The 25,173-nt window shown below is 34.0% G+C and carries 26 protein-coding genes; 25 read left to right on the top strand and 1 reads right to left on the bottom strand.

The window, feature by feature from the left end:
* The first annotated feature begins 30 nt into the window (after positions 1 to 30).
* The 16 genes from QO200_RS03085 to QO200_RS03010 all read left to right on the top strand — a co-directional run bounded on the left by QO200_RS03085 (position 31) and on the right by QO200_RS03010 (position 14,356).
* On the top strand, positions 31 to 918 hold the full coding sequence (locus QO200_RS03085) for a hypothetical protein (protein ID WP_371536217.1): 888 nt from the start codon (positions 31 to 33) through the stop codon (positions 916 to 918).
* A 46-nt stretch (positions 919 to 964) separates the two neighbouring features.
* Positions 965 to 2,425, top strand: coding sequence for an NAD(P)/FAD-dependent oxidoreductase (locus tag QO200_RS03080; protein WP_371536214.1), 1,461 nt, complete (start codon positions 965 to 967; stop codon positions 2,423 to 2,425).
* 47 nt (positions 2,426 to 2,472) lie between these two features.
* A complete protein-coding gene (locus tag QO200_RS03075) occupies positions 2,473 to 2,604 on the top strand; it encodes a hypothetical protein (protein ID WP_371536211.1) in 132 nt (43 codons plus the stop codon).
* A 163-nt stretch (positions 2,605 to 2,767) separates the two neighbouring features.
* Positions 2,768 to 4,081, top strand: coding sequence for a TolC family protein (locus QO200_RS03070; protein ID WP_371536208.1), 1,314 nt, complete (start codon positions 2,768 to 2,770; stop codon positions 4,079 to 4,081).
* A 52-nt stretch (positions 4,082 to 4,133) separates the two neighbouring features.
* Positions 4,134 to 5,213 (top strand): efflux RND transporter periplasmic adaptor subunit, encoded by a 1,080-nt coding sequence (locus QO200_RS03065; RefSeq protein ID WP_371536205.1) that lies wholly within the window; start codon positions 4,134 to 4,136, stop codon positions 5,211 to 5,213.
* A gap of 182 nt (positions 5,214 to 5,395) precedes the next feature.
* Positions 5,396 to 8,587, top strand: coding sequence for an efflux RND transporter permease subunit (locus QO200_RS03060; RefSeq protein ID WP_371536203.1), 3,192 nt, complete (start codon positions 5,396 to 5,398; stop codon positions 8,585 to 8,587).
* Between the two features lie 75 nt (positions 8,588 to 8,662).
* Positions 8,663 to 8,968, top strand: a complete 306-nt coding sequence (locus tag QO200_RS03055) for a hypothetical protein (protein ID WP_371536201.1) — start codon at positions 8,663 to 8,665, stop codon at positions 8,966 to 8,968.
* A 15-nt stretch (positions 8,969 to 8,983) separates the two neighbouring features.
* Positions 8,984 to 9,169 carry a DUF2892 domain-containing protein gene (locus tag QO200_RS03050; RefSeq protein ID WP_371536198.1) on the top strand — a complete coding sequence of 62 codons (186 nt, stop codon included), beginning with the start codon at positions 8,984 to 8,986 and terminating at the stop codon, positions 9,167 to 9,169.
* Positions 9,170 to 9,444: 275 nt separating this feature from the next.
* Positions 9,445 to 9,954, top strand: coding sequence for a hypothetical protein (locus QO200_RS03045; RefSeq protein ID WP_371536195.1), 510 nt, complete (start codon positions 9,445 to 9,447; stop codon positions 9,952 to 9,954).
* Positions 9,955 to 10,129: 175 nt separating this feature from the next.
* Positions 10,130 to 10,324 (top strand): hypothetical protein, encoded by a 195-nt coding sequence (locus QO200_RS03040; RefSeq protein ID WP_371536192.1) that lies wholly within the window; start codon positions 10,130 to 10,132, stop codon positions 10,322 to 10,324.
* Between the two features lie 73 nt (positions 10,325 to 10,397).
* Entirely contained in the window at positions 10,398 to 10,790 is a 393-nt protein-coding gene (locus QO200_RS03035; protein ID WP_371536189.1) for a hypothetical protein, read from the top strand.
* Between the two features lie 333 nt (positions 10,791 to 11,123).
* Positions 11,124 to 11,555, top strand: coding sequence for a hypothetical protein (locus QO200_RS03030; RefSeq protein WP_371536186.1), 432 nt, complete (start codon positions 11,124 to 11,126; stop codon positions 11,553 to 11,555).
* A gap of 1 nt (position 11,556) precedes the next feature.
* On the top strand, positions 11,557 to 12,015 hold the full coding sequence (locus tag QO200_RS03025; protein ID WP_371536184.1) for a MarR family winged helix-turn-helix transcriptional regulator: 459 nt from the start codon (positions 11,557 to 11,559) through the stop codon (positions 12,013 to 12,015).
* A 24-nt stretch (positions 12,016 to 12,039) separates the two neighbouring features.
* Complete coding sequence (locus QO200_RS03020) at positions 12,040 to 12,672, top strand: nitroreductase family protein (RefSeq protein ID WP_371536180.1); 633 nt, start codon at positions 12,040 to 12,042, stop codon at positions 12,670 to 12,672.
* Between the two features lie 257 nt (positions 12,673 to 12,929).
* Positions 12,930 to 13,469 carry a GNAT family N-acetyltransferase gene (locus tag QO200_RS03015; protein ID WP_371536178.1) on the top strand — a complete coding sequence of 180 codons (540 nt, stop codon included), beginning with the start codon at positions 12,930 to 12,932 and terminating at the stop codon, positions 13,467 to 13,469.
* Positions 13,470 to 13,552: 83 nt separating this feature from the next.
* Complete coding sequence (locus QO200_RS03010) at positions 13,553 to 14,356, top strand: O-methyltransferase (protein ID WP_371536175.1); 804 nt, start codon at positions 13,553 to 13,555, stop codon at positions 14,354 to 14,356.
* A gap of 59 nt (positions 14,357 to 14,415) precedes the next feature.
* Here the strand turns inward: QO200_RS03010 and QO200_RS03005 are convergent, their stop codons facing one another.
* The gene (locus tag QO200_RS03005) at positions 14,416 to 15,075 is read right to left on the bottom strand and encodes a hypothetical protein (RefSeq protein WP_371536173.1); all 660 of its coding nucleotides are present in this window, start codon (positions 15,073 to 15,075) and stop codon (positions 14,416 to 14,418) included.
* Positions 15,076 to 15,493: 418 nt separating this feature from the next.
* On the opposite strand from QO200_RS03005, the gene QO200_RS03000 reads away from it, so the two are divergent.
* The 9 genes from QO200_RS03000 (at position 15,494) to QO200_RS02960 (ending at position 24,881) form a co-directional block, all read left to right on the top strand.
* Positions 15,494 to 16,180 carry an ABC transporter ATP-binding protein gene (locus tag QO200_RS03000; RefSeq protein WP_371536171.1) on the top strand — a complete coding sequence of 229 codons (687 nt, stop codon included), beginning with the start codon at positions 15,494 to 15,496 and terminating at the stop codon, positions 16,178 to 16,180.
* Between the two features lie 148 nt (positions 16,181 to 16,328).
* A complete protein-coding gene (locus tag QO200_RS02995) occupies positions 16,329 to 17,186 on the top strand; it encodes a RimK family alpha-L-glutamate ligase (RefSeq protein WP_371536168.1) in 858 nt (285 codons plus the stop codon).
* Positions 17,187 to 17,240: 54 nt separating this feature from the next.
* Positions 17,241 to 17,810 carry a cob(I)yrinic acid a,c-diamide adenosyltransferase gene (locus tag QO200_RS02990; RefSeq protein WP_371536166.1) on the top strand — a complete coding sequence of 190 codons (570 nt, stop codon included), beginning with the start codon at positions 17,241 to 17,243 and terminating at the stop codon, positions 17,808 to 17,810.
* A gap of 163 nt (positions 17,811 to 17,973) precedes the next feature.
* On the top strand, positions 17,974 to 18,195 hold the full coding sequence (locus tag QO200_RS02985; RefSeq protein WP_007138072.1) for a DUF2795 domain-containing protein: 222 nt from the start codon (positions 17,974 to 17,976) through the stop codon (positions 18,193 to 18,195).
* Between the two features lie 84 nt (positions 18,196 to 18,279).
* Positions 18,280 to 21,627: a preprotein translocase subunit SecA gene (secA, locus tag QO200_RS02980; RefSeq protein WP_371536159.1), complete on the top strand. Its 3,348-nt coding sequence runs from the start codon at positions 18,280 to 18,282 to the stop codon at positions 21,625 to 21,627.
* 516 nt (positions 21,628 to 22,143) lie between these two features.
* Positions 22,144 to 22,578, top strand: coding sequence for a hypothetical protein (locus QO200_RS02975; RefSeq protein ID WP_371536157.1), 435 nt, complete (start codon positions 22,144 to 22,146; stop codon positions 22,576 to 22,578).
* A 162-nt stretch (positions 22,579 to 22,740) separates the two neighbouring features.
* On the top strand, positions 22,741 to 23,457 hold the full coding sequence (locus QO200_RS02970; protein ID WP_371536154.1) for an endonuclease/exonuclease/phosphatase family protein: 717 nt from the start codon (positions 22,741 to 22,743) through the stop codon (positions 23,455 to 23,457).
* Between the two features lie 215 nt (positions 23,458 to 23,672).
* On the top strand, positions 23,673 to 24,107 hold the full coding sequence (locus QO200_RS02965; RefSeq protein ID WP_371536151.1) for a hypothetical protein: 435 nt from the start codon (positions 23,673 to 23,675) through the stop codon (positions 24,105 to 24,107).
* A gap of 177 nt (positions 24,108 to 24,284) precedes the next feature.
* Positions 24,285 to 24,881, top strand: coding sequence for a transposase (locus tag QO200_RS02960; protein WP_371536148.1), 597 nt, complete (start codon positions 24,285 to 24,287; stop codon positions 24,879 to 24,881).
* Positions 24,882 to 25,173 lie beyond the last annotated feature (292 nt).

The raw sequence follows: 25,173 nt of genomic DNA, 5'->3' as shown, positions 1-25,173 counted from the left end.
TTTTATTACTAATACTTAAATTTATTCAAAATGAAAAATCTAAAAACAGTATTTTTCTTGCTATGCATTAGTACTCCTTTTTTTATAATAGCACAGAATAATAAGAATATTGAGAAAGCCCAATCCTATATATTAACCGATATTAGTTTTCAAAATGACGCTGTATTTATGGGACGCCGTGATTCTATCACTGCACCCTATATTGTTCCTTCCTTAGGCTATTACGACGCCTCCGGTTTTTTTGCTGACGCGTCCTTATCCTATCTTACTAAATCAAATGAAAACAGAGTTGATCTATTTTTACTAACAGCAGGATATCATTTTGATTCTAATAAATTAAGTGGTGCTATTTCTGGAACAAAATATTTTTTTAATGATAATAGTTATAGTATTCAATCAGAAATAGAAGCAGATGTCTCAGCATTTATAAGTTATGATTTTGATATACTTGAAGCTTCCATACTGGCAAGCAGTTACTTCAGTAAAGACAGTAATACCGATTTTTTTGTAGGTGCACAACTCGCTAAATCATTATATACAACTGATAAAAGTCTAGAAATAACACCCACTATCGCTGCTCATGCAGGATCTCAATATTTTTATCAGGAATATTACCAGTACAATCGCGTAGGAAATAGAAAAGGTAATGGAACTAACGAAAATCAGCAAATTGGAACTACAATAGTAGGGATTGATGAAGTAAACAAGTTTAATTTATTAAATATAGAGCTGAGTTTGCCAATACATTACTATTCCAAATCATTTATATTTTCTTTTTCACCTCATTTAGCATTCCCTCAAGGTAATGCTACTATTGTAACTGAAGATGCAATTATAAAAGAAGATCTGAAAGAAGTATTCTATTTCTCAGCAGGTATTAGTTATTGGTTTAATACTTCCAAATCAAAAACAAATTAGAAGTTTAATTCAAAAGCAATTAGACCAACTAAAAACAAAATAAACTATGTCTAAAATAGTAGTATTAGGAGCCGGAATTGCCGGTCATACAGCTGCGGCTCATTTGAGGCGTAAACTTTCAAAGGAACATGAAGTATTAGTAGTTTCTCCTAACAGAAATTACCAATGGGTTCCTTCTAATATCTGGGTTGGTATTGGTAAAATGCATGCCAAAGATGTCATTTTTCCTTTAGAACCTTTATATGCAAAAAAAGGAATTGGTTACAAACAAGCCAAAGCTGTTGCCTTTTACCCCGAAGGAGATGCCGAAGAAAAGGATCCTTATATTCTAGTTGAACATATCTATGGCATAAATGAAGGAACTCAAGAAAAAGTGACCTATGATTATCTAATTAATGCTACTGGACCAAAACTGGCATTTAATTTAACCGAAGGCTTAGTACCCGAAACAAATAAAGTGTACTCCGTATGCACTTACGATCATGCAGGACAAGCTTCCATAGCATTACATGAGTTAATAAAGGAAGTGAAAACTTCCAATAAAAAGGCCAAAATACTAATTGGGACTGGCCATGCAAAAGCAACTTGTCAAGGTGCAGCTTTTGAATATATATTGAATGTAGAGCGAGAATTAGTGAAACTAGGAATTAGAGACAAATTCGAAGTTACTTGGATATCTAATGAATATGCATTGGGTGATTTTGGTATGGATGGAATGACGCTTTCTTTTGGGAAAAATGTTATGAAATCAAGCGAAATGGTCGAAATGGTTTTTAATGATAGAGGCATTAAATGGATTCTGGGTGCAGGAGTTACCAAAGTCGAAGACGGAAAAGCGCACTATGAAAACCTTGACGGGGAATACAAAACGGAAGAATATGATTTTGCTATGTTAATCCCTGCCTTCTCTGGTCATGGATTTAAAGCATTTGATAAAAACAATACTGATATTACTGATAAGCTGTTCAAAGGTTTTATGATTGTAGATGCTGATTATACCCCAAGACCTTATGAGGAATGGACAGTACAAGACTGGCCAGAAACGTATCAAAATCCAAGTTACTCAAATATTTTTGCGCCAGGAATTGCTTTTGCTCCGCCTCACAGCATTTCGAAACCCCGAAAAAGTAAAAACGGAACTGATATTTTTCCTTCACCGCCCAGAACTGGAATGCCATCAGGAATCACCGCAAAACTAGTTGCTGATAACATTATAGATACTATAAAATCAGGAAAAATGAGCTTGCATCATAAAGGATCTATGGGTAACATGGGAGCTGCTTGTATTGCTTCTGCAGGGTACGGAATGACCAAAGGAAACGGAATAAGTATGACTACCTTCCCTATTGTTCCTGATTATGTCAAGTTTGAAAATACTGGCGGTAGGGATTTAAAGAAAACGTTTGGTGACATGGGACTTGCAGGACATTGGGTAAAACTGACATTGCATTATGCCTTCCTTTATAAAGCTAAAATGCGACCTTTTTGGTGGTTAATTCCGGAGTAAATTCAGAATTAACTTCAAAAGTTTTCCTCTATAAAAATTAAAAAATTATGATGCCAAAAATAACCAAATCACAACGCGACAGAATGCAAAACATTGTCATACAGTTTTTTAAATATTTTTATCTAAACTTAAGAATATTAAAAATTGTTGCTGGTGGACATGGGAGCACCAGAGAATAAGATAAGGTATTTTTAAAAATGTTTAAATACTTAGTATTTAACCAGGAGCATTTTAGAGATTAATCTGAAATGCTTTTTTACTTTTTTCCTCGAGTGTGACATTTGTTACTGTGTAGCCCTTATTGCGAAAGTATCTTTGCCTTAATAATTAGAAATAAAAATTATGAAGAAAATAAATTTAATAGCACTCTTAGCAACCATTTCCATCTCTGCTTTTAGTTATGGTCAAGATACATTGGCTATTTCTAAAACTGATCTTTGGCAAAAGGTGGCCGACAAAAATTTACAAATTAAGATTGCAGATCAGGAGTTTAAATCGGCACAGGCAGATTACAGACAATCCAATTCTTTGTTTTTACCTAGTATCACCGCTTCACACACGGCTATTGCAACTACTAATCCTTTAATGGCTTTTGGTTCTAAATTGAATCAAGGTATTTTGACGGCCGCTGATTTTAATCCGGAACTATTAAATAATCCACATCGAACTACAAACTTTGCCACTAAAATTGAAATTCTGCAACCCATCATCAATATCGATGGATTGTATGAAAGACAGGCGGCAAGAGCAAAGATGAGTTCTTATTCGCTACAAACGGAACGCACCAAAGAGTACCTAGAACTAGAAGTCAATAAATCTTTTATGGAATTGCAACTTGCCTATAAAGCTGTTGCCGTTTTAGAAAAAGCGAATGTAACTGCTGCCGAAAACTTGAAATTAATAGAAAACTATTTTAAACAAGGAATACTTCAAAAAACAGATTTGCTATCTGTAAAGGTTCGTGTAAGTGAAATAAAAAACCAATTGCAATATGCAAAAAGTAATGTGCAAAATGCCTCTGATTACTTGGCTTTTTTATTGAATGAAGATCTTGGAGATAAAGTATACAAACCTGCAGAAGCATTAGAAAATAACATTAACATACAAACAATTAACACTACCCTTTCAGCAAACAGAAAAGATATTCAAGCGATGGATCAATCTACTGAAGCTTATCAAAAAATGTTGTTATCAAGCAAAATGACTTTCTTGCCTCGTTTAAATGCTTTTGGAAGTTATGAATTGTACGATGACACCCTTTTTGGGACTAACGCAAAAGGATATGTGGTAGGAGCGCAATTATCTTGGAATGTATTTGACGGTTATAAATCAATTGGAAAAATGGAAAAAGCGAAAGCGGATTTCCAAAAAGCGGAGATTGAAACACAACAGTATAAAGCTAAAAGCCAACTGGAATTGAATAAAGCAAATCGCCAGCTGAATGATGCCGAGAATAAGGTCAATCTTTCTAAGTTGGATCTTGAACAATCACAGGAAGCATACAGAATCAGAAGCAATCGTTTTGAACAAGGTTTAGAAAAAACAACAGACTTATTACAATCTGAAACTCAAATGTTCAAAAAAGAATTGGAATACTTACAAGCTGTTTTTGAATACAATTACACACAACAGTACTTACAATTCTTAACGAAATAAGAGTTCCGAAATAGAGTAAAGAATAAAGACAAAAATAATCAAACGAAAAACCATGAAAAAAATAATAACACTAATTTCAATTTCCCTTTTTATTTTAACATCCTGTAATGGAGAGAAAAAAGAAGCGGTAGCTGAATCTCCTGCAATTGCCGTTAAAGTAAGTGGCGTTTCTGAAAATGACAACAGTCCATTTGTAAGTGCAAGTGGGAAAATTGAAGCCGAAAATAGTGCTGATTTGAGTACTAGAATGATGGGGTATGTAACTAAAGTATATGTTCAGATAGGACAAAAAGTAAATGCAGGACAAACATTAGTAAGTATTAATAATTCTGATTTACTGGCTAAAAAAGCGCAAGCAGATGCCAATATTCTTCAAGCAACTGCAGGTTACAATAGTGCCAAAAAAGATTACGATCGTTTTGTGACCTTATTCAAGCAACAAAGTGCTTCACAAAAAGAATTAGATGATATGACCGCTCGTTATGAAATGGCCAAAGCGGGACTTGAAGGTGCTAAACAAATGCGTAATGAAGTTTTGGCACAGTTCAATTATTCTAATATTACAGCACCGTTTTCTGGTGTGGTGACTAATACTTTCGTAAAAGAAGGTGATATGGCTAATCCTGGAATGCCATTAGTAAGTATTGAAGGTGCATCTAAATTAGAGGTAAGCGCCATGGTTTCTGAAACTGATATTACTAGTATAAAAAAAGGAATGCCAGTAACCGTTTTAATAAAATCATCAAATGAAAAATTGACGGGTAAAGTAAGCGAAGTGAGTTTATCTGCAAAAAACACGGGTGGACAATATCTGGTGAAAATAAATTTAGATAAAACGGACAGTTCAGTCTTGTCAGGAATGTTTGTTAATGTACAGTTTCCTGTTGAAAACAAATCGAATATTTCCAAAAGTGATGTGATTTTAGTTCCAGAAAGTGCTTTGATAAGACAAGGTCAACTTACTGGAATATACACTATAGGAAATGAAAATGTAGCCCTTTTAAGATGGTTGCGTACTGGAAAAACTTATGGTGACCAAGTGGAAGTATTGTCTGGATTATCAGCTGATGAAAACTATATTATCTCTGCCGAAGGAAAATTATTCAACGGAGCGAAGGTAAGTGTTAAGTAAAAAAAGTTTAAAGTTTAAGGTTTAAAGTTCAAAAATCAGAACACCTAAACTGAAAATGAATAAAAAAGTAGTCCTTAATACTGCGTGAGGGATAGCAGTGGAAATCCTTTTTGTTTTTTTTAACAAAAAGATTGAAACGAATAGCCCGACCCTTGTGGTCACGCCCAAATAAATAAAATATTATGCAAGAAGGAATTTCAGGTAAAATTGCCAATTTTTTCATCAATTCAAAACTAACTATTTTGATGATGATCGGTTTGATGATCATTGGTGTGTATAGTTCTTTTCTTATTCCGAGAGAAGAAGAGCCACAAATTAATGTTCCGATGGCTGACGTCATGGTGGGTTATCCAGGAGCGAGCCCTACAGAGGTAGAAAGCCGTGTGGCCAAACCTTTAGAGAAAATCATCTCAAATATTAAAGGGGTTGAGCACGTGCATACAATGGCTATGAATGGTCAGGCGATGCTTATCGTTCAATTTTATGTAGGTCAGGATGTGGAGCGTTCGTATGTGAAATTATACGACGAACTGGCAAAGCACGAAGATATGTTCCCAAAAGGAGTGTACAAACCAATGGTAAAAACACGTTCTATTGATGACGTGCCTATGCTTGGAATCACGCTTTGGAGCGATAAAATGGACGATTTTCAATTGCGCCAAATTGCCGAAGAAGTAACATCTGAAGTAGAAAAAGTAAAAGATGTTGCGATTACCAAAGAAATTGGTGGAAGAAGCCGAGTGCTAAAAGTGATTTTGGACAAAGATAAAATGGCAGAGAATGGCATCGACCCTATGGGTATTATGCAAATGATTCAAGCGAATAACAGCAGTTCTCAATCAGGGAGTTTTGTCAATAACGATGAGGAATATTTAGTTACGACAGGGAAGTTCTTAACCTCAGCTGACGATTTAGAAAATCTGGTTATAGGGATTAATAAAAACATGCCTGTTTACTTAAAACAAGTGGCTACAGTTCAAGACGGTCCGTCTACCGCAAAAAGTTATGTATCCTTTGGGTATAGTAAATCAAACGAAAAATACAAAGACGCAAAATCTGAATATCCTGCTGTAACGATATCTGTAGGTAAGGTAAAAGGTGCGGATGCGATGAAAATATCAGAAAAAATCATTGACAAAGTAGAACATTTAAAAACGACTATCATACCTAATGATGTTCATGTTGAAGTAACTAGAAATTACGGTGAAACGGCATCAGATAAGGTGGGTGAATTATTACTACACTTGGGTATTGCTATTTTGGCGGTAACGTTTTTAGTGATGCTTGCCATGGGTTGGAGAGGTGGACTAGTTGTTTTCTTCTCGGTACCATTGACTTTTGCATTGACCTTATTCAGTTATTATATGCTGGATTATACATTAAACCGAATCACGCTTTTCGCCTTAGTTTTTGTGGTGGGAATTGTCGTCGATGACAGTATTATTATAGCCGAGAATATGCACAGGCATTTCAAGATGAAGCGATTACCATTTAAACAAGCCGCTATTTACGCGATAAATGAAGTAGGAAACCCAACGATTTTAGCAACATTTACGGTTATTGCCGCTATATTACCTATGGCGTTTGTATCTGGAATGATGGGACCTTATATGAGTCCGATGCCTATTGGTGCTTCGATTGCCATGATACTATCACTGTTTGTTGCCTTGACTGTTACGCCTTATTTAGGGTACCATTTATTACAAGAAAAAGATACGCAAGAACATAAAGAGAATGAAGGACTAGAAACTAGTTTCATCTATAGAATATACAGCAAGCTGGAGCGTCCTTTACTGGAAAGTAGCATGAAGCGAAGAGTACTTGTGGGAGTGACTGTGTTATTATTGTTTGTTTCTGTTGGTATGTTTTTTACCAAATCGGTTTTAGTAAAAATGTTGCCTTTTGATAATAAAAATGAATTTCAAGTAGTAATTGATATGCCTGAAGGAGCGACTCTGGAAAGAACATCAGCAGTTACTAAAGAAATTGCGCAGTATTTAACCACAATTCCAGAGGTTGTTGATTATCAAAACTACATTGGAACATCGGCACCAATCACTTTTAACGGATTAGTTCGTCATTATGATTTGCGTGGTGGAAGTAATATGGCTGATATTCAAGTGAATTTATTACACAAAGAAGATCGAAAATTACAAAGTCACGACATTGCTAAAAATGTGCGTCCTCAAATTCAGAAAATCGCTAAAAAATATGGTGCGAATGTAAAAATTGTAGAAGTTCCGCCTGGACCTCCAGTACTATCAACATTGGTTGCTGAGGTTTATGGACCAAATTATAAGGGCCAGATTAAAGTGGCCAAACAAGTAAAAGACATTCTACACAAAACGGATGGTATCGTAGATATTGACTGGACTGTAGAGGACAATCAAACAGAATACAAACTAGAAGTGGATAAAGAGAAAGCAATGCTTAACGGGATTGCACCACAACAAATAGTGGGAAATTTGACTTATTTATTGAAAGAACATCCTATTTCTAATTTGTATGCTGAGAATTCTAATGATAATGTAGGTATTGTTCTTTCGCTTGACGATAAAGACAAAACAAGCTTACAAGACATTCAGAATCTAAAAATAAAAGGAAGCCAAGGGAATATGATTCCGATAAGTGATTTAGTAAAAGTAAAAACAGATACTTTAGAAAAAACCATTTATAGAAAAGATCAAAAACGCGTGGTTTATGTAACAGCTGATATGGCTGGTGCAATGGAAAGTCCTGTGTACGCCATTTTAGGAATGACTGAAAAACTGGATAAAATAAATATCCCAAAAGGCTATAAACTCAATGAATTATACATGGACCAACCAACAGATGAAAGTGATTTTACCGTAAAATGGGATGGTGAATGGCAGATTACCTTGGATGTCTTCCGTGATTTAGGTATTGCCTTTGGGGTAGCCATAGTGATCATCTATATGTTAATTGTAGGCTGGTTCCAAAACTTTAAAACACCCATCGTGATGATGCTTGCTATTCCGCTTTCGTTAATCGGGATTGTGTTTGGACACTGGTTGTTAGGTGCTTATTTTACAGCAACTTCTTTCATTGGTATGATTGCCTTGGCAGGAGTTATGGTAAGAAACTCAGTTCTACTGATTGACTTTATCGAAATCCGACTGGATGATGGCGTACCGTTAAAACAAGCGATTATTGAGGCTGGAGCAGTAAGAACCTCTCCTATTCTATTGACAACCGGAGCAGTTGTAATAGGAGCTTCCATTATCTTATTTGATCCACTGTTTCAAGGATTGGCGATTTCATTAGTATTTGGAGCTATCGTTTCTACTATTCTAACATTAATTGTAGTGCCGTTGATCTATTATGTGACGGAGAGAAAGAAATGGGAAAAATAAAAATTGTTCAAAGTTTAAGGTTTAAAGTTACAGCACTAAAACCTTAAACTTCAAACCTTAAACAAAAAAAAACAAATGAAACTACTTATCATAACAGCCATAGCGGCATTTGACCAAGACATCAAAAAAATGCTAAAACAAGCAGAGGTGAAAAACTTTAGCTACAAAGATGTAACAGGATTTAAGGATATTTCTGAAGTGTCAATGGAAGGGAATTGGTTTGGAAGTGAAATGAGCCAAAACGAATCCATACTGTATTACGCCTTTATAGACAATAAAAATGTAGATACACTTATCGAAAAAGTAAACGAATTCAATACGCAGCAAGAAAGTTTATCAAACATTCATGTGGCAGTATTAAATATTGAAAAACACAATTAATAAAAATTATAAAAAATGAAAAATAAAGTTTTTAGAATTACAGTAGGCTCTTTTATCCTAATCAGTTTGTTATTGGCAATCTATGTAAATATAAATTGGTTGTGGTTTACCGCTTTTATAGGCGTTAATTTAATTCAATCTGGTTTTACTAAATGGTGTTTATTAGAGACTATTTTAACTAAATTAGGATTGAAAGACTAATTCTACTTTTTATATAAAATTCAGAACCCGAGCTGCTTTTGCATCTCGGGTTTTTTTATGCTTTTGAGTGAAGTAAACTGGGGAAGCAATCCCACTTCATGAAGTAAAAAGTAAAATTAAATACTAAAGAAAATGATTACAAACCTTAAAATAAAAAAAGTTGTATATATTTGATGGTATGTAGTAGTTGGATACAATGATACAGTGGAATAATAAATATCATACAATTTTAAATCAAAGTTAACTACGAAAATTGAATCACTAAAAAAATTGAAATGACACATTGGCGAGAAATGGATTATAGAGTTGAAAGTTTGACTTTAATAATAACTGGACTTGAAAATTCAATTCAAACAATAGTTAAGAAAAATAAAGAATTTGATTGGTATGATGGAATTTGGATGAGAGAAGAAAGCGAACCAATTTATGGACTCGCTTTTATTGCTTTTCAAAATTATATAAATGGTAGTATCAACGATTTATTTGACAAGCCTGAAAATAAAGTACAATATTATAAAAAAGATAATAAGTATAAAGATTTTGAGAGAAATCAGATTGAATTAATAATTGGACTTGCTAATTACTACAAGCATAAAGATGCAAAATTTCATAATGGAACAGCTGAAATATTAAAATCATTTAATTTAGATATTAATAGTGAGAACGTCGTGGATAATTCTCCAATTTTTGAAGGTTTAGAACTTCTTAATTTTGAATGGAATCTATTTGAAATCAAAAAAATAGTTACAGATTACAGAAAAAAACTTTTAGAAATAGCTCCATAAAAACACAGCATAAACCAGCTATTACAACGGATTTGAGCAATAGGTTTAATGGAAAGATGGTTTGCATTTGGGATGATTGGGCAAATCCGAAAATTGGGCTTAATTTAGTCCTAAACCCGCTCTATTATCAGAACGTTTTAGCCAATTTCAGGAAAAACCCTGTAAATAAATAGAAATGACAAAAGAGGAGATTTTAGAAAAAGTAAAAAAGGTAGATGGACTCGGAGGAATGACCGTCAACGAAAGATTATATGTGTCTGGATTAATGGAAACGTTTGATAAAGCAAAAAGGAAAGACAAAGAATTCGCACGATTTATTTTAGAAACTATTCGGCTTGACAAGCAATCAATCGATAAAATTTTAGGTTAATATGAGCCCTGAAGTCCCCATAATAATATTGATACTGGCATTTCCAATTTATTTTATAACTAATTGGTTTTTAATGCGATTGAAACTAGGAAATGAGAATAATAGAAAATATTTAGCCATCATTCCTACAGTTATATTAAGTCCTCTATTATATATTGGAATTATAATGATTTGGATTTTTTCAATTTCTTATTATCCCAAGACCGACTTTAACAAGCAAGAATGGAATAAAAATAAGGAAGAGAGATACAAAATGTCAAATGACATCATTAAAGGCGAAATATTGATTGGAAAAACAAAGGAAGAAGTAATCGAACTTTTAGGTGATGATTTTTATTTTTACGATGAAAGCCATATTGCGTATGATTTAGGGTTTGTGCCTGGATTATTCAATATTGACCCAGATGTTTTGGACATCTATTTTGAAAAGGGTAAAGTAACTAAAGTTGGACAACATGAAACTTAAAAAAAAATTGGCTACAGCCGCCGTTTGCCTATATGGCGGGTTTAGGCTTAACTTAAGCGTGGTTTTGTAATCTAAAAACTGACCAATAAACACCTACTCCATTCTTAAACTAAAATTTAATCTTTTTAAAAATTAAGGAACGCAAATGATCCTAAATATTACCAACTAAGCTAGAACAGATTTATAATCTTTATCAATACGGAGGAGGACCTCTAAATAAAAAACCTCCTTCGTCAAAATAATAAGTTTACCCGCAAATAAATCGCAAGCACAAAACAATTAACTACATTTGCATCGCACGCGACACAAACGCCTGCGATAAAAATAAAAACAATGAGTAAAACTATAGAAACTACGTTAACGCAAAATATTTTTAGAATACTACTAGCCTTTTTTATGGTCTATGCTGGATTCAGTCATCTTACTTTTAATAGAGTCGACTTTCAAGCACAAGTACCAGACTGGCTGCCGCTAAGCAAAGACTTGGTGGTGGTACTATCAGGTGTAGTAGAAATGGCATTGGGTCTCGGTTTGGCTTTTTGGAAAAAAGAACGAGCAACATTTGGTTGGGTACTAGCGCTCTTTTTCGTTTTAGTGTTTCCTGGTAATATTGCGCAATACCTCGACCACAAAGATGCCTTTGGAGCTTTAGATTCAGATAACGCACGTTTAATACGTCTGTTTTTCCAACCCGTACTGATTGCCTGGGCTTTATGGTCAGCAGGTTCGTATCAAGCTTGGAGAAATAGTAAAACAGCCGACTAATATGGATGATGCTCAATTAAAATTAAGCAGTCAAGTCTGTTTCCCGCTCTACTCCGCTTCCCGTTTGATCACTAAGGCCTATAAACCTTACTTAGACGAAATGGGGATTACCTATCCGCAGTATTTGGTATTAATGGTACTCTGGGAAAACGATACACTTTCTGTAAATCAGATTACAGAAAAGCTGCTCCTGAATACCAACACTCTTTCGCCATTGCTAAAACGCATGGAAAAAATGGAACTGCTACAACGCAATCGCTCTGAAACAGATGAAAGAAGTGTTATTGTAACGCTTACAGAAAAAGGGAAAAACTTAAAAGACCAAGCAAAGCCCATTCCTGACAAACTCATCAAAGTATTACTTACGGAGAACGTCAACGTTGACGATGTGATTCAGTTAAAAGAGATGCTGAATAAATGGATTAAAGTACTCACAGAAGACAACAAAAATTTAGAATAAAACAATAAAATAAAAACAGACACTATGGAATTATTAGACAAATTAGAGTGGAGATACGCTGCTAAAGCGATGAATGGTAAAAAAGTACCACAAGAAAAAATTGATAACATAATTGAAGCAATATCGCTTGCTCCTACCTCAAGTGGTTTACAACCGTTTGAAGTAATAGTAATTACAAATCAAGAAGTAAAAGAAAAAATTAGACCTATCGCTTGGAATCAATCTGTAATCACTGATTGTTCCCACTTATTTGTATTTGCAGCTTGGGATACCTATACAGCAGAACGCATTAACAAAATGTTTGATTTGACAAACTCAGTTCGTGACATGAAAAACGAAGGATGGGAAAATTACCGCCAGATGTTATTAAACAGTTATCCGCAAAAGGATGCTGAAGAAAACTTTAACCATGCTGCTAAACAAGCTTACATTGCATTTTCTCAAGCTATTGCTGCTGCCGCTTTTGAAGGAGTTGACAGTACGCCATTAGAAGGTTTTGATGCTGATGCATTAGATGAAATATTAGGCTTAAGAGCTAAAGGACTTAGAAGTTGCGTTATGCTTCCTGTGGGCTATAGAGATACTGAAAATGACTGGTTAGTTAATCTTACTAAAGTGAGAAAAAGCAAGGAAGATTTGGTTACTTTAATTGATTAGTAATAGCAAATTTATCATAATAAAAAGCGGTGTGGGTATTAACTCAAACCGCTTTTTTTTTCGAACATTTGTACTTCCTAAACACAGTATCGCGGGAATACCATGGTGTAAAAATCGTAACGTACGATTTAAAAAATCCCTCTCAATACTTCGACGTCCTTTTACCTTCGTCAAAAAAGCAAGTCTGTAGATAAATAAAATAGGGTTCTGTATAACCAAATTTTAATTATATTCGTTCATTACAAAACTAAATCAAAATGAACTTCAACCCATTTCCAGAAATAAAATCAGAACGCCTTTTACTAAGAGAGATTGAGGAATCAGATGCGGCAGTTATCTTATACTTACGCTCTGACGAAACGATTAATCAATTCATCGAAAGACCAGAAAATAGAAAAACGAAAACTATCGAACAAGCGCTTCAATTTATCGCAGGAATAAACGAAAACCTTCACAATACTAAGTCGGTTTCTTGGGGAATCAGTTATAAAAATGATCCCCAAATTATTGGAACAATCTGTTTGTGGAATTTCTCAGAAAACAACACAATAGCCGAAGTGGGCTATAATCTAATTCCTGATTTCCAAAATAAAGGAATTATGAGTGAAGCACTAAAATGCGTTATTGATTTTGGATTCAATGAGTTAAACCTTGATAAGATAGAAGCTTTTACGCACAACAAAAATGAGCATTCTAAAAAATTATTAGAAAAAAGTGGCTTTCATTTTATGGAACACAGAAAAGAGGAGGACAATGCTGCTAATAGCATTTATGAACTTAGTAATAACAATCGCTAACCAATTGCAATATAAAATTCCGCAATTATAAAATGCCTTTGTATCTTCGCGCTTCCTTTGTGACAATTTGTGTAATAAACGCTATGCTATTCCAAATCAAATCTTACCTAAAATTCCTTTGGCACTCTAAAAACGAGCATGCCGTGCACTCTCCTTTTGTATTCACTTTGATTACTAAATGTTTTTATGACCACAAGCCAAAACCGGAGTACCAAGTTTTAAAAGAATATAGGAAGGCACTTTTAGAAAATAAAAACACCATAGATGTAACTGATTTTGGCGCAGGTTCTAAAGTCTTTAAATCAAACACCAGAGAAATCGCTAGAATTGCTAAAACAGCAGGAATCACACAGAAACGAGGAGAACTATTATTGCGAATTATAACTTATTTCCAGCCTGACACTATTTTAGAAATCGGTACGTCTTTAGGACTGGCTACTTCTGCCCTAGCCTTAGGATCTCAAAACAGCGAAACGAAAACAAAAATAACAACGCTTGAAGGCTGTCCAGAAACATCAAAAATTGCCCAAGAGCAATTAGAAAAATTTGGCTTAACCAATGTCGAATTTGTAATAACTGAATTCAATAATTATTTCAAAAAATGGAATCAATCACTGAATACTGCAACGCAAAAAATTTCCTTAATCTACTTCGACGGAAACCATCAAAAAAAAGCTACCCTAGATTACTTTGAGCAACTATTGCCCACAATAACAAATGACACGGTGTGGATTTTTGATGATATTCACTGGTCTCGACAAATGGAGGATGCTTGGGAAACGATAAAAAAACACCCAAAGGTTACGGTAACTATTGATACTTTTCAATGGGGATTTGTTTTCTTTAGATACGAACAGCCAAAAGAACATTTCATCATCAGAGTTTAGTAAACAAAAAAAAAGACAGCCATCTCTGACTGTCTTTTCTAACTTGAATAAGTAAAACCTTATTGTTTAGCTTTTTCCATTTCTTCTGTTTTTGCTCCCATTCTGTTCAATGTGTACATTGGTGCAAATTTCAATTTTAATCCTGCAATTTTTCTGTTATCTTCAGAAGAAAGTCCTTCTTTTTCAACAGTATTTTTTCTACTATCTAATGCTTCATACATCAATTTGATTTCATCCCAGTCTTCACGAGAATACTTGTCTTTATTATCTTCAACTGTATGAACAAATTGTTGGTATACACTATGAATGTTAGCAGCGTTTACCCAACCAAAATTCATATCCTCACCAATTTTTCCTTCACCAAACAATGAATTTCTCATTTGTTGTTTAGAACTTGGAGCTGATGCTGCCATTTCTGCTTGCATTCTAGCTTGTAATGCAGCATATTTTGCTTTACTTGCTTCTATTTTTGCTTTAGCTTCTTCATTTTCTTTTAAATCTGAAAGTGCCGTTTCAGCTTGACTGCTTCTTACTTCATACGTAGCCTCTATTGAAGACCAGTTTGCTTTAGCATCCATTGAAGCTACATTTTCTAATGAGTCAACATAAACAACATAAGACTCTACTGTTTTATTCGCTGCTTCTGTTTTCTCATCTTTACAAGATGTAAATCCTAAGGCTATAACCGCCATACCTAATACTAAATTTGTACTTTTCATAATGTTTGATTTTATATTTGTTAAATATTATGAAGCGAATGTACTGCGGATTGTATTGCATTCAATATAAACATGTTAATTATATAAACTATTTACACAATTATGAAATAAATCAAAACCAACAAGAGATTGAGACCAAATAAGCAGTATATCAGCCTGTAAATTCTAAACTATCCTTCAATCAAACAGCTACTATTATATGGAGCAAATAGTAAGGTAGTATCTAGTGCCTATTTAAAGAACAATTAGGACTAGTTAAAATTACCTTACCTATAAGGAGTGGTTCCCTTTAAAGATAAAGATTGCTATATATTATTTTTTTTGTAACAAAAATGTATTTTAGGCAACTTACCTTTAATTCAAAAGTGTTTTGTACTTTTAAAATTCAAAAAACATAAATCATCAATTGCAAATAACAATGTCAGATCCATTAATAAAAATAACCAATATCAAAAGAGATTTTGTCCTTGGTAACGAGATTATTTATGTCCTAAAAGGTATTGATTTAAAAATTAATAAAGGCGAATATGTAGCACTGATGGGACCTTCTGGTTCTGGAAAGTCCACCTTGATGAATCTTTTAGGTTGTCTAGACACACCCACATCTGGTACTTATATTTTAAATGGTAAAGATGTAAGCAAGCTGAAAGATGATGAATTAGCCGAAATTAGAAATAAAGAGATTGGTTTTGTTTTTCAGACTTTTAATCTATTGCCTCGCACCACTGCGCTGGCTAATGTCGCTTTGCCTATGATTTATGCTGGATATTCTAAATCAGAACGAACTGCTCGCGCCGCCGAAGTGTTAGAGCAAGTCAACCTAGGGGACAGAATGGATCACCAACCCAATCAATTATCAGGTGGACAACGCCAGCGTGTAGCCATTGCCAGAGCCTTAGTCAACAAGCCCTCTATCATTCTCGCAGATGAACCTACAGGAAATCTAGACAGTAAAACCTCTGAAGAGATTATGAAGCTTTTTAATGACATTCATGAACAGGGCAATACCGTTATTTTAGTAACTCACGAAGAGGAAGTTGCCGCTTACGCCCATAGAATAATTCGTTTACGCGACGGTATGGTGGAAAGCGATATCACAAAATAGTTTTTTTTTTCAGGAGCTTTTTCCGGCTATCCATTACAATCTTTTTTATCCTGAACTGCATTCAGGATAAAAAAGGATTTTCACTTCTATCCGGGCTAGGAGAATCATTTCCAAAATAGCATCCACTAACCCATTACACTATTCGAAAATGAAAATTGCCTTACTAACCTGCAAAAAACTGCCTGAATTAACGCCACAAGACCAACTTTTAATTCCAGAATTGGCTAAGCACGCTATTACTGCAACCGCTGAAATTTGGGATGATGCAAATATAAATTGGACTGATTTTGATTATCTAGTTTTTAGAAATACCTGGGATTATTTCGAAAAAGAAACCGAGTTCAACCTTTGGCTTGACCAAATAGAACAATTAGGAATTCAAACACTCAATCCTATTGCAATTATAAAACAGAACAAACACAAGTTTTATTTGCGTGAAATGGAACAACAGGGAGTCAAAATACTTCCTACGGTATTTATAGACAAAACCAATACCCTCAATCTAAAAGAATTGATACCATCCCACTGGAAAAAAGCGGTACTAAAACCAGCCTTTTCTGCTGGATCCTATCTCACTGAAGTCTTTGAAACAGCCGAAGTTGATAAAATAAACACTCAATATAAAATCATAGCTGCTGAGAAAGAATTACTGTTACAGGAATTTATGCCTGAGATTCAAACCGTAGGCGAAACTTCTTTTGTATTCTTTAATAAAAAATTCTCGCACGCAGTCAATAAAAAACCCGTACCCGGTGATTTTAGAATTCAAGTACAGTTTGGAGGAATATATAGACTAAGATATCCTGATGCCGAATTGATCGCCAAAGCTCAAAAAATTGTAGACACGTTTAAAGGAAAATTATTATACGCCAGAGTCGACGGAATTGTAATTGACAATGAACTACATCTCATGGAGGTAGAATGCATTGAACCTGATTTATATTTTAACCTTAGTGAAGGTTCCTTAGAACGATTTGTTAACGCCATAGTGGAATTAATAAAGTAAATTTGGTGTTCCTTGGAAAACAAGAAAATCCACGAATAAACAAATAAACAACAAATGAAAGTATATACTAAAACTGGTGATAAAGGAACCACTTCCTTATTTGGCGGAACGAGAGTTCCAAAAGACCATATTAGAATTGAAAGTTATGGAACTGTAGACGAATTAAATTCACATATTGGATTAATTCGCGATCAAGATATGGATGCACACTATAAAAAGATACTAATCGAAATTCAAGATCGCCTTTTTACCGTAGGTGCTATTCTAGCCACTCCTCCAGAAAAGGAAGTGATGAAAAATGGCGAGTTACGCCTTAAAAATCTTGGTATTGCTGAAACTGATATCGAATTATTAGAAAATGAAATTGACTCAATGGAAGAGGCACTTCCGCAAATGACTCATTTTGTATTGCCCGGCGGACATACTACTGTGTCATATTGTCACATAGCAAGATGCGTCTGCCGTCGCGCAGAGCGACTTGCCGTTCATTTAAGCCATAATGAGCCGGTAGCTGAAATCGCAATTAAGTACCTGAACCGCCTTTCTGACTATCTTTTTGTATTGGCACGAAAATTGTCTCATGACTTGCAAGCTGAGGAAGTTAAATGGATTCCGCGCAAGTAATCAGTTAGCAAAAAAATAGTAATCAGTGACAAACTGAAGACTAAAAAACGATTACTGAACACTAAAAATAAAACGTTCTTAAATTTTTTTATAAAATAAATAGATTTTTACTTGCCTTTTTCGGTAAAATTTTTATTTTTGCACAAAACTAAACCGACAAAAAATGTATTGGACATTAGAATTAGCATCTTATTTAAGTGATGCACCGTGGCCTGCTAACAAAGACGAACTTATTGACTACGCTATACGTGCAGGAGCTCCGTTAGAAGTGGTAGAAAACCTACAGTCAATTGAAGACGAAGGTGAGATATATGAGTCGATGGAAGAAATTTGGCCGGATTACCCTACAGACGAAGACTATCTTTGGAATGAGGATGAATATTAAAAAATAATCAAAGAAAAAGTCTCAAAAGAGGCTTTTTTTTTGGTTAAGTTTACATTTTAAATAAATTAGAAATACAAATATATTATGAGTTTCATAAATAGCATTATTAAAGCCTTTGTTGGAGACAAGTCCGAGAAAGATGTTAAGGCTTTGCAACCTTACCTTGACAAAATCAAGTCTTTTGAAATTAGCCTTATCGCTCTTTCACATGACGAGTTAAGAGAGCGTACTTACTTTTTTAAGGAAAAAATAAAACTAAACCGTGCAGGAATCGATGCTAAAATAGCAGCGCTTAAATCTGATGTTGAAGCGGTTGAAGATATTGATAAAAGAGAAGATATCTATCTTGAAATCGATGCTTTAGAAAAAGAAGCTTACGAATTATCTGAAAAAACTTTAATGGAAATCCTTCCTGAAGCCTTTGCAGTAGTAAAGGAAACAGCAAGACGTTTCAAAGACAATTCAGAGATTACTGTAACAGCAACTGCTATGGACAGAGAGTTTTCTGCAACTAAAGCTTACGTTAGCCTTGAGGGTGACAAATCAGTTTGGCAAAACAAATGGAATGCTGCTGGGAAAGAAATTACCTGGGATATGATTCATTATGATGTTCAGTTAATTGGTGGTATGGTTCTTCACGAAGGAAAAGTAGCAGAGATGCAAACGGGTGAAGGAAAAACATTAGTAGCAACTTTACCAATATACTTGAATGCATTAACTGGAAACGGAGTGCATTTAGTAACGGTGAATGATTACTTAGCTAAACGTGATAGCACGTGGAAAGCACCTTTATTCGAATTTCACGGTATGACTGTGGATTGTATTGACAATCACCAACCAAGTTCTGAAGGAAGAAAAAAAGCATACAATTCTGATATTACATACGGTACAAATAACGAATTTGGTTTTGATTATCTTAGAGATAACATGACACATTCGCCAGATGATTTAGTACAAAGAAAACACAATTATGCTATTGTCGATGAGGTCGATTCTGTATTGATTGATGATGCAAGAACTCCGCTTATTATATCTGGTCCAGTACCACAAGGAGATCGTCATGAATTCAATGAATTGAAACCAAAAATTGAAAACTTAGTTAGTTTACAACGTCAATTAGCGAATGGTTTTTTATCTGAGGCTAAAAAATTACTTAAAGAAGGAAAAACTAAAGAAGGTGGGTTCTTACTTTTAAGAGCATACAGAAGTATACCTAGAAACAAAGCTTTAATTAAGTTTTTAAGTGAAGAAGGAATCAGACAATTGCTTCAAAAAACAGAGAACACTTACATGCAAGACAACAATCGCGAAATGCACAAGATTGATGAAGCCTTGTATTTTGTAATTGAAGAAAAAAACAACCAAGTAGAATTAACTGATAACGGAATTAAATTCCTTTCAGGAGATACGGATTCTGACTTTTTCGTTCTTCCAGATATCGGAACTGAAATTGCTGCTATCGAAAAGAAAAAATTAGACAAGGATGCTGAAGCAGAGGAAAAAGAAAAATTATTCCAAGATTTCGGTATAAAAAGTGAACGTATTCACACTTTGACTCAACTTTTAAAAGCCTACAGCCTTTTTGAAAAAGATGTAGAGTATGTAATCATGGACAATAAAATCATGATTGTTGATGAGCAAACAGGTCGTATCATGGATGGTCGTCGTTATTCTGATGGATTACACCAAGCGATTGAAGCTAAAGAAAATGTAAAAATCGAGGCTGCAACTCAAACTTTTGCTACCGTTACTTTACAGAATTACTTTAGAATGTACAACAAACTTGCTGGTATGACGGGTACTGCTGTTACTGAAGCAGGTGAGTTATGGACAATATACAAATTGGATGTAGTAGAAATTCCTACTAACAGACCAATGGCAAGACAAGACAAAGAGGATTTTATTTATAAAACGACTCGTGAAAAATTCAATGCTGTTATTGAAGATGTAACACAATTATCAAATGCAGGAAGACCAGTTCTTATTGGTACTACTTCTGTTGAGATCTCTGAATTATTAAGCCGTATGCTTAAAATGAGAGGTGTTACACACAATGTCTTGAATGCAAAAATGCACAAACAAGAAGCGCAAATCGTAGAAGAAGCAGGAAAAGCCGGAGTGGTAACCATTGCAACTAATATGGCTGGTCGTGGAACCGATATCAAATTAACTCCCGAAGTAAAAGCAGCTGGCGGACTTGCAATTGTGGGTACAGAGCGTCACGATTCACGTCGTGTTGACAGACAGTTGAGAGGTCGTGCTGGTCGTCAAGGTGATCCAGGAAGTTCTCAATTTTATGTTTCTCTTGAAGATAACTTAATGCGTTTGTTCGGTTCTGAAAAAGTAGCCAAAGTAATGGACAGAATGGGACTTGAAGAAGGTGAAGTAATTCAGCATTCTATGATGACTAAATCTATTGAGCGCGCACAGAAAAAAGTAGAAGAAAATAATTTTGGTGTTCGTAAACGTCTATTGGAATACGATGATGTTATGAACGCACAACGTGAAGTAGTTTACAAACGTCGTCGTCATGCTTTATTTGGAGAGCGTTTAAAACTAGATATTGCTAACATGTTATACGATACATGTGAGTTAATTATTCAAAACGCAAAAGCAACTAATAACTTCAAAAACTTTGAATTTGATTTGATTCGTTACTTCTCCATCACATCTCCAGTTAGTGAGGCTGATTTCATGAAAATGACTGAAATTGAATTGACAGGAAAAGTATATAAAGAAGCTTTAAAATACTATCAAGAGAAAACAGAACGTAGCGCAAGAGAAGCATTTCCTATTATCAAGAATGTATACGAAGATAAAAACAACCAGTTTGAACGTATTGTAGTTCCATTTACTGATGGTGTAAAATCATTGAGCGTAGTTACTGACTTGAAAAAAGCATACGAGACTGAAGGAAAACAACTTATTGCTGATTTTGAGAAAAACATCACTTTATCAATTGTTGATGAAGCCTGGAAAAAGCACTTACGTAAAATGGATGAATTGAAACAATCAGTTCAACTTGCCGTTCACGAACAAAAAGATCCTTTACTTATCTATAAATTTGAAGCATTTAACTTATTCAACGCGATGTTGAATGGTGTAAATAAAGAAGTGATTTCTTTCTTATTCAAAGGAGATTTACCACAGCAAAGTGCTCCCGAAATTCAAGAAGCTAGAGAAGAAGTTCGTCCAAAAGAAAATTTGCAATTAAGCAAAGACGAAATTCCAAATAGTGAAAGTGCAAATCGTGAAGCTGGTGAAACGCAACAACGTCAAGTTACGGAAACTATCGTGAGAGATATGCCAAAAATTAATCGTAATGACACCATTACCATTCAAAATGTTGCTAACGGTCAAACACAAGAAATGAAATACAAAAAAGCCGAAAGCTTAATTGCTACTGGCCAATGGGTTGTTGTAAACGGATAATAACACTATTTCATTATAAAATTAAATTCCTCAATTACGAAAGTAGTTGGGGATTTTTTTTATCCTGAATTTATCCTGAATTTATTTCAGGATCTCTTTAAGGATCTCTTTAAGGATCTCTTTTATGAGCTATTTTATGAGCTATTTTATGAGCTATTCCCGCCATTCGTTACAAGCTATTTGGCTTCAAACCCTTTTTCTAAGCGCTGGTAGGAGCTTCCTTTGGTCGCTCTGCCGCCACAAGAAAAAAGTAGTTTTCAACCAGCATAGGCTTTTCACTACTGTCAGGGCTAAATGTTATGTGCTAAAATGAACTTGATTGTGGTTTCCCGTAATAATACTGCTGTAAAAGAATATATCTTTGAGTATAACTTATTTACAAGATGTATTTTCCCACTGATTAAGTTATATATTTGATAATAGATAAAGTCTAACTCTAGCCAGACATATCTACCCAAATTAGGGTGGCTTTGTGCAACTTTGTCACTCATACATCCAAGTTGGCAATAATATTAAATGAAAAAAATACACTTCAATCAATTAACATTTAAAAACTGGACATCACTTTTGTTGGTAATCTCGTTGGTTTTTATTCTTATCGGTAGTTTTGAAATTATTGACTTTGAATATAAAAAACCTAATAAAATTTTAGCTTCAATTGGTTTTCTTTCCCAAGGGATATACTACAGTAAAATGTTTTGGTATAAAAATTATGTTGAATGGAATAAAATCGGGATGAATCTAAAAATAAATAGAATAATTGCGAAATCGATTAAATTTGATGATGTACAAAAATTAGAATTAGACAAAAATAATTTAATAATAATTCAGAAATCAGGACGCAACAAAATATTTGAAATAAATAATATTGAAATAAGTGATTTGGAAAAACTCCTGAAAATAATTAGACAAAATAGTGGAATTGAAAGCACTGAATTCTGTACAAATTGAAAAAAATAATAAAATACTATCGCTAACCACTTTGAGCTAGCTGGAATTTAGTGGAATTATCGTCTCGCATCAAGTTTCCGTTAAGCCGAAAAATGAGCGGTTACGAACTTCCAGCCATCTCAAAGTGGCATAACGTCAGGCTGTGAAAAAAACGACACGGAATTGAAAATAATCACTTGGAATTGTAACGGTGCATTTAGAAAGAAATTTGACAGTCTATTGGACTATCAAGCAGACATTCATATAATTCAAGAATGTGAAAATCCAACAGAATCTAAACATACTGAATATCAGAATTGGGCAGAAAATCATCTTTGGATTGGTGACACGAAAAACAAAGGACTTGGAGTTTTTGCAAAACCCGAAATCATTCTTGAAAAATTAGATTGGACAAATAATTTTAAGAATCACTCTGTAAAACATTTTTTGCCTTGTAAAGTAAATAACGACTTTGACCTTCTTGCTGTTTGGACACATAGAAATAACTCACCAAATTTTGGTTACATAGGTCAACTATGGAAATATTTACAAATAAACAAAGACAAGCTAAACGGAACTTTGATAGCAGGAGATTTTAACAGCAATGCCATTTGGGACGAATGGGATAGATGGTGGAATCACTCTGATGTTGTAAGTGAATTAAAAGAATATGGTATTGAAAGTATTTATCATAAATTCAATGGAGAAGAACACGGAAAAGAATCTATACCAACGTTGTATTTTCGAAAAAACATTGCAAGACCTTATCATATTGACTACATTTTTGGACCTGAAAAATTTACTGAACGGACAAAAAAAATTGAAATCGGACAAGCTGACAAATGGCTAAAACTAAGTGACCATATGCCCATATTTTATGAAATTGAGGCAACTAAATAATAACAACGACCCCGCTCCGCAAAGTGTAGCTGCTGCGCAAATGTCTCTGACTTTGCGCAATTTTACTGTTTTATTATAAACGAAATCGTCTTAAAAGTCTCCTGACTTTTACACAAAAACAAGCTGCGACAGGTTCAGGAAATCTAGATCTTGAAGAAAAATTTTGTTTTATAATTATGAAAATATAAACTAATAATGTTGTGAAAACCCTTGGAATGAAAAATGTTATTTACATATTATTCTTACTCTTGAGCCTATCTATAATTGGGCAAACTAAAAACATAAAAAAGAATTTTAGAGTTGAATTATTAACTATTGAGAAAAAGACTAAAGACACTTTAATTGGAACATTTACTGAAATATATTCGGGTAATAAAAGAATTGAAGCAAAATGTTGCACTGATTTTGATGGGATTGACATTTATTATATTGATCCTGAAAAAATTGTCGACAATAGAATTTATATGAAATTTTATGGACGAAGATGCAAAACATACAAAAAGAAATTTATAATCAAAGGCGACCTAAAAGCAACAATTTATCTTAAATATGGAAAAACATTATATAATAGTAAAATAGAGGACTTTGAAATGATGTTTAAAAAGTTAAAAATAGAACCTTACACTTTTAAGTGTGGAACAATTGATTAACTCTCCGCCCCCGCTCCGCAAAGTGTAGCTGCTGCGCAAAGTCTCTGACTTTGCGCAATTTTAGAATCTTATTGTATACGAAATCGTCTTAAAAGTCTCCTGACTTTTACATAAAAACGTTCTTATTAAAAGTCAAGACAATCCATTTTTAATGTAATTTTATTAAAAATTTCACAAATGAAAGAAGGTTACGTGATTAGAGACCAGACATTACCACATTTCATAACAGCGACCGTAGTGGACTGGATAGATGTATTTACTAGACCAACATACAAAAATTATGTTATTGAATGTCTAGATTTTTGTATAAAAAATAAAGGAATGATTTTATATGGTTATGTAATTATGAGCAATCATATTCATCTCATTGTACAGTCAGAAAACGGTCATTTATCTGACTTGATACGAGATTTTAAAAAATTTATTGCCAAATCAATTTTAGATAAAATTCAAACAGAACCAGAAAGTCGTAGGGAATGGATGTTAGAACGATTTAAACTAGCAGCCGAAAAACATACTCGCAATAAAAATTACCAGTTTTGGCAATATGGCAATCACGCTGAAGAAATATATTCAAATCCATTTATGTGGTCAAAGTTAGATTATATCCATCTTAACCCTGTTAGAGCAAGAATTGTGGAAAAAGCATCTCATTACATTTATTCAAGTGCTACTAATTATGTAAATGATGAGGGAGTAATAGAAAAAGCGACTAACCCTATTGTTGACGTTTTGAATCCTAACGCATTTACAAAGTATAATCAACAATATTAGAATAAAGTCAGGAGACTTAGTGACGTTTTATTTCATAAGAACATTTTTAGAATTTCGCAAAGTCAGGAGACTTTGCGAAGCGGGGGTTAGATTATATTCATTTAATCCTGTTAGAGCAAGAATTGTCGAAAAAGCATCTCATTACATTTATTCAAGTGCTACTAATTATGTAAATGAAGAGGGACTAATACAAATAGAAAAAGCGACTAATCCTGTTGTTGACGTTTTGAATCCTAACGCATTTACAAAGTATAATCAACAATATTAGAATAAAGTCAGGAGACTTAGTGAC

Source organism: Flavobacterium sp. Arc3 (assembly GCF_041431375.1).
Lineage (GTDB): Bacteria > Bacteroidota > Bacteroidia > Flavobacteriales > Flavobacteriaceae > Flavobacterium.
This window is presented reverse-complemented; position numbering and strand designations above follow the sequence as displayed.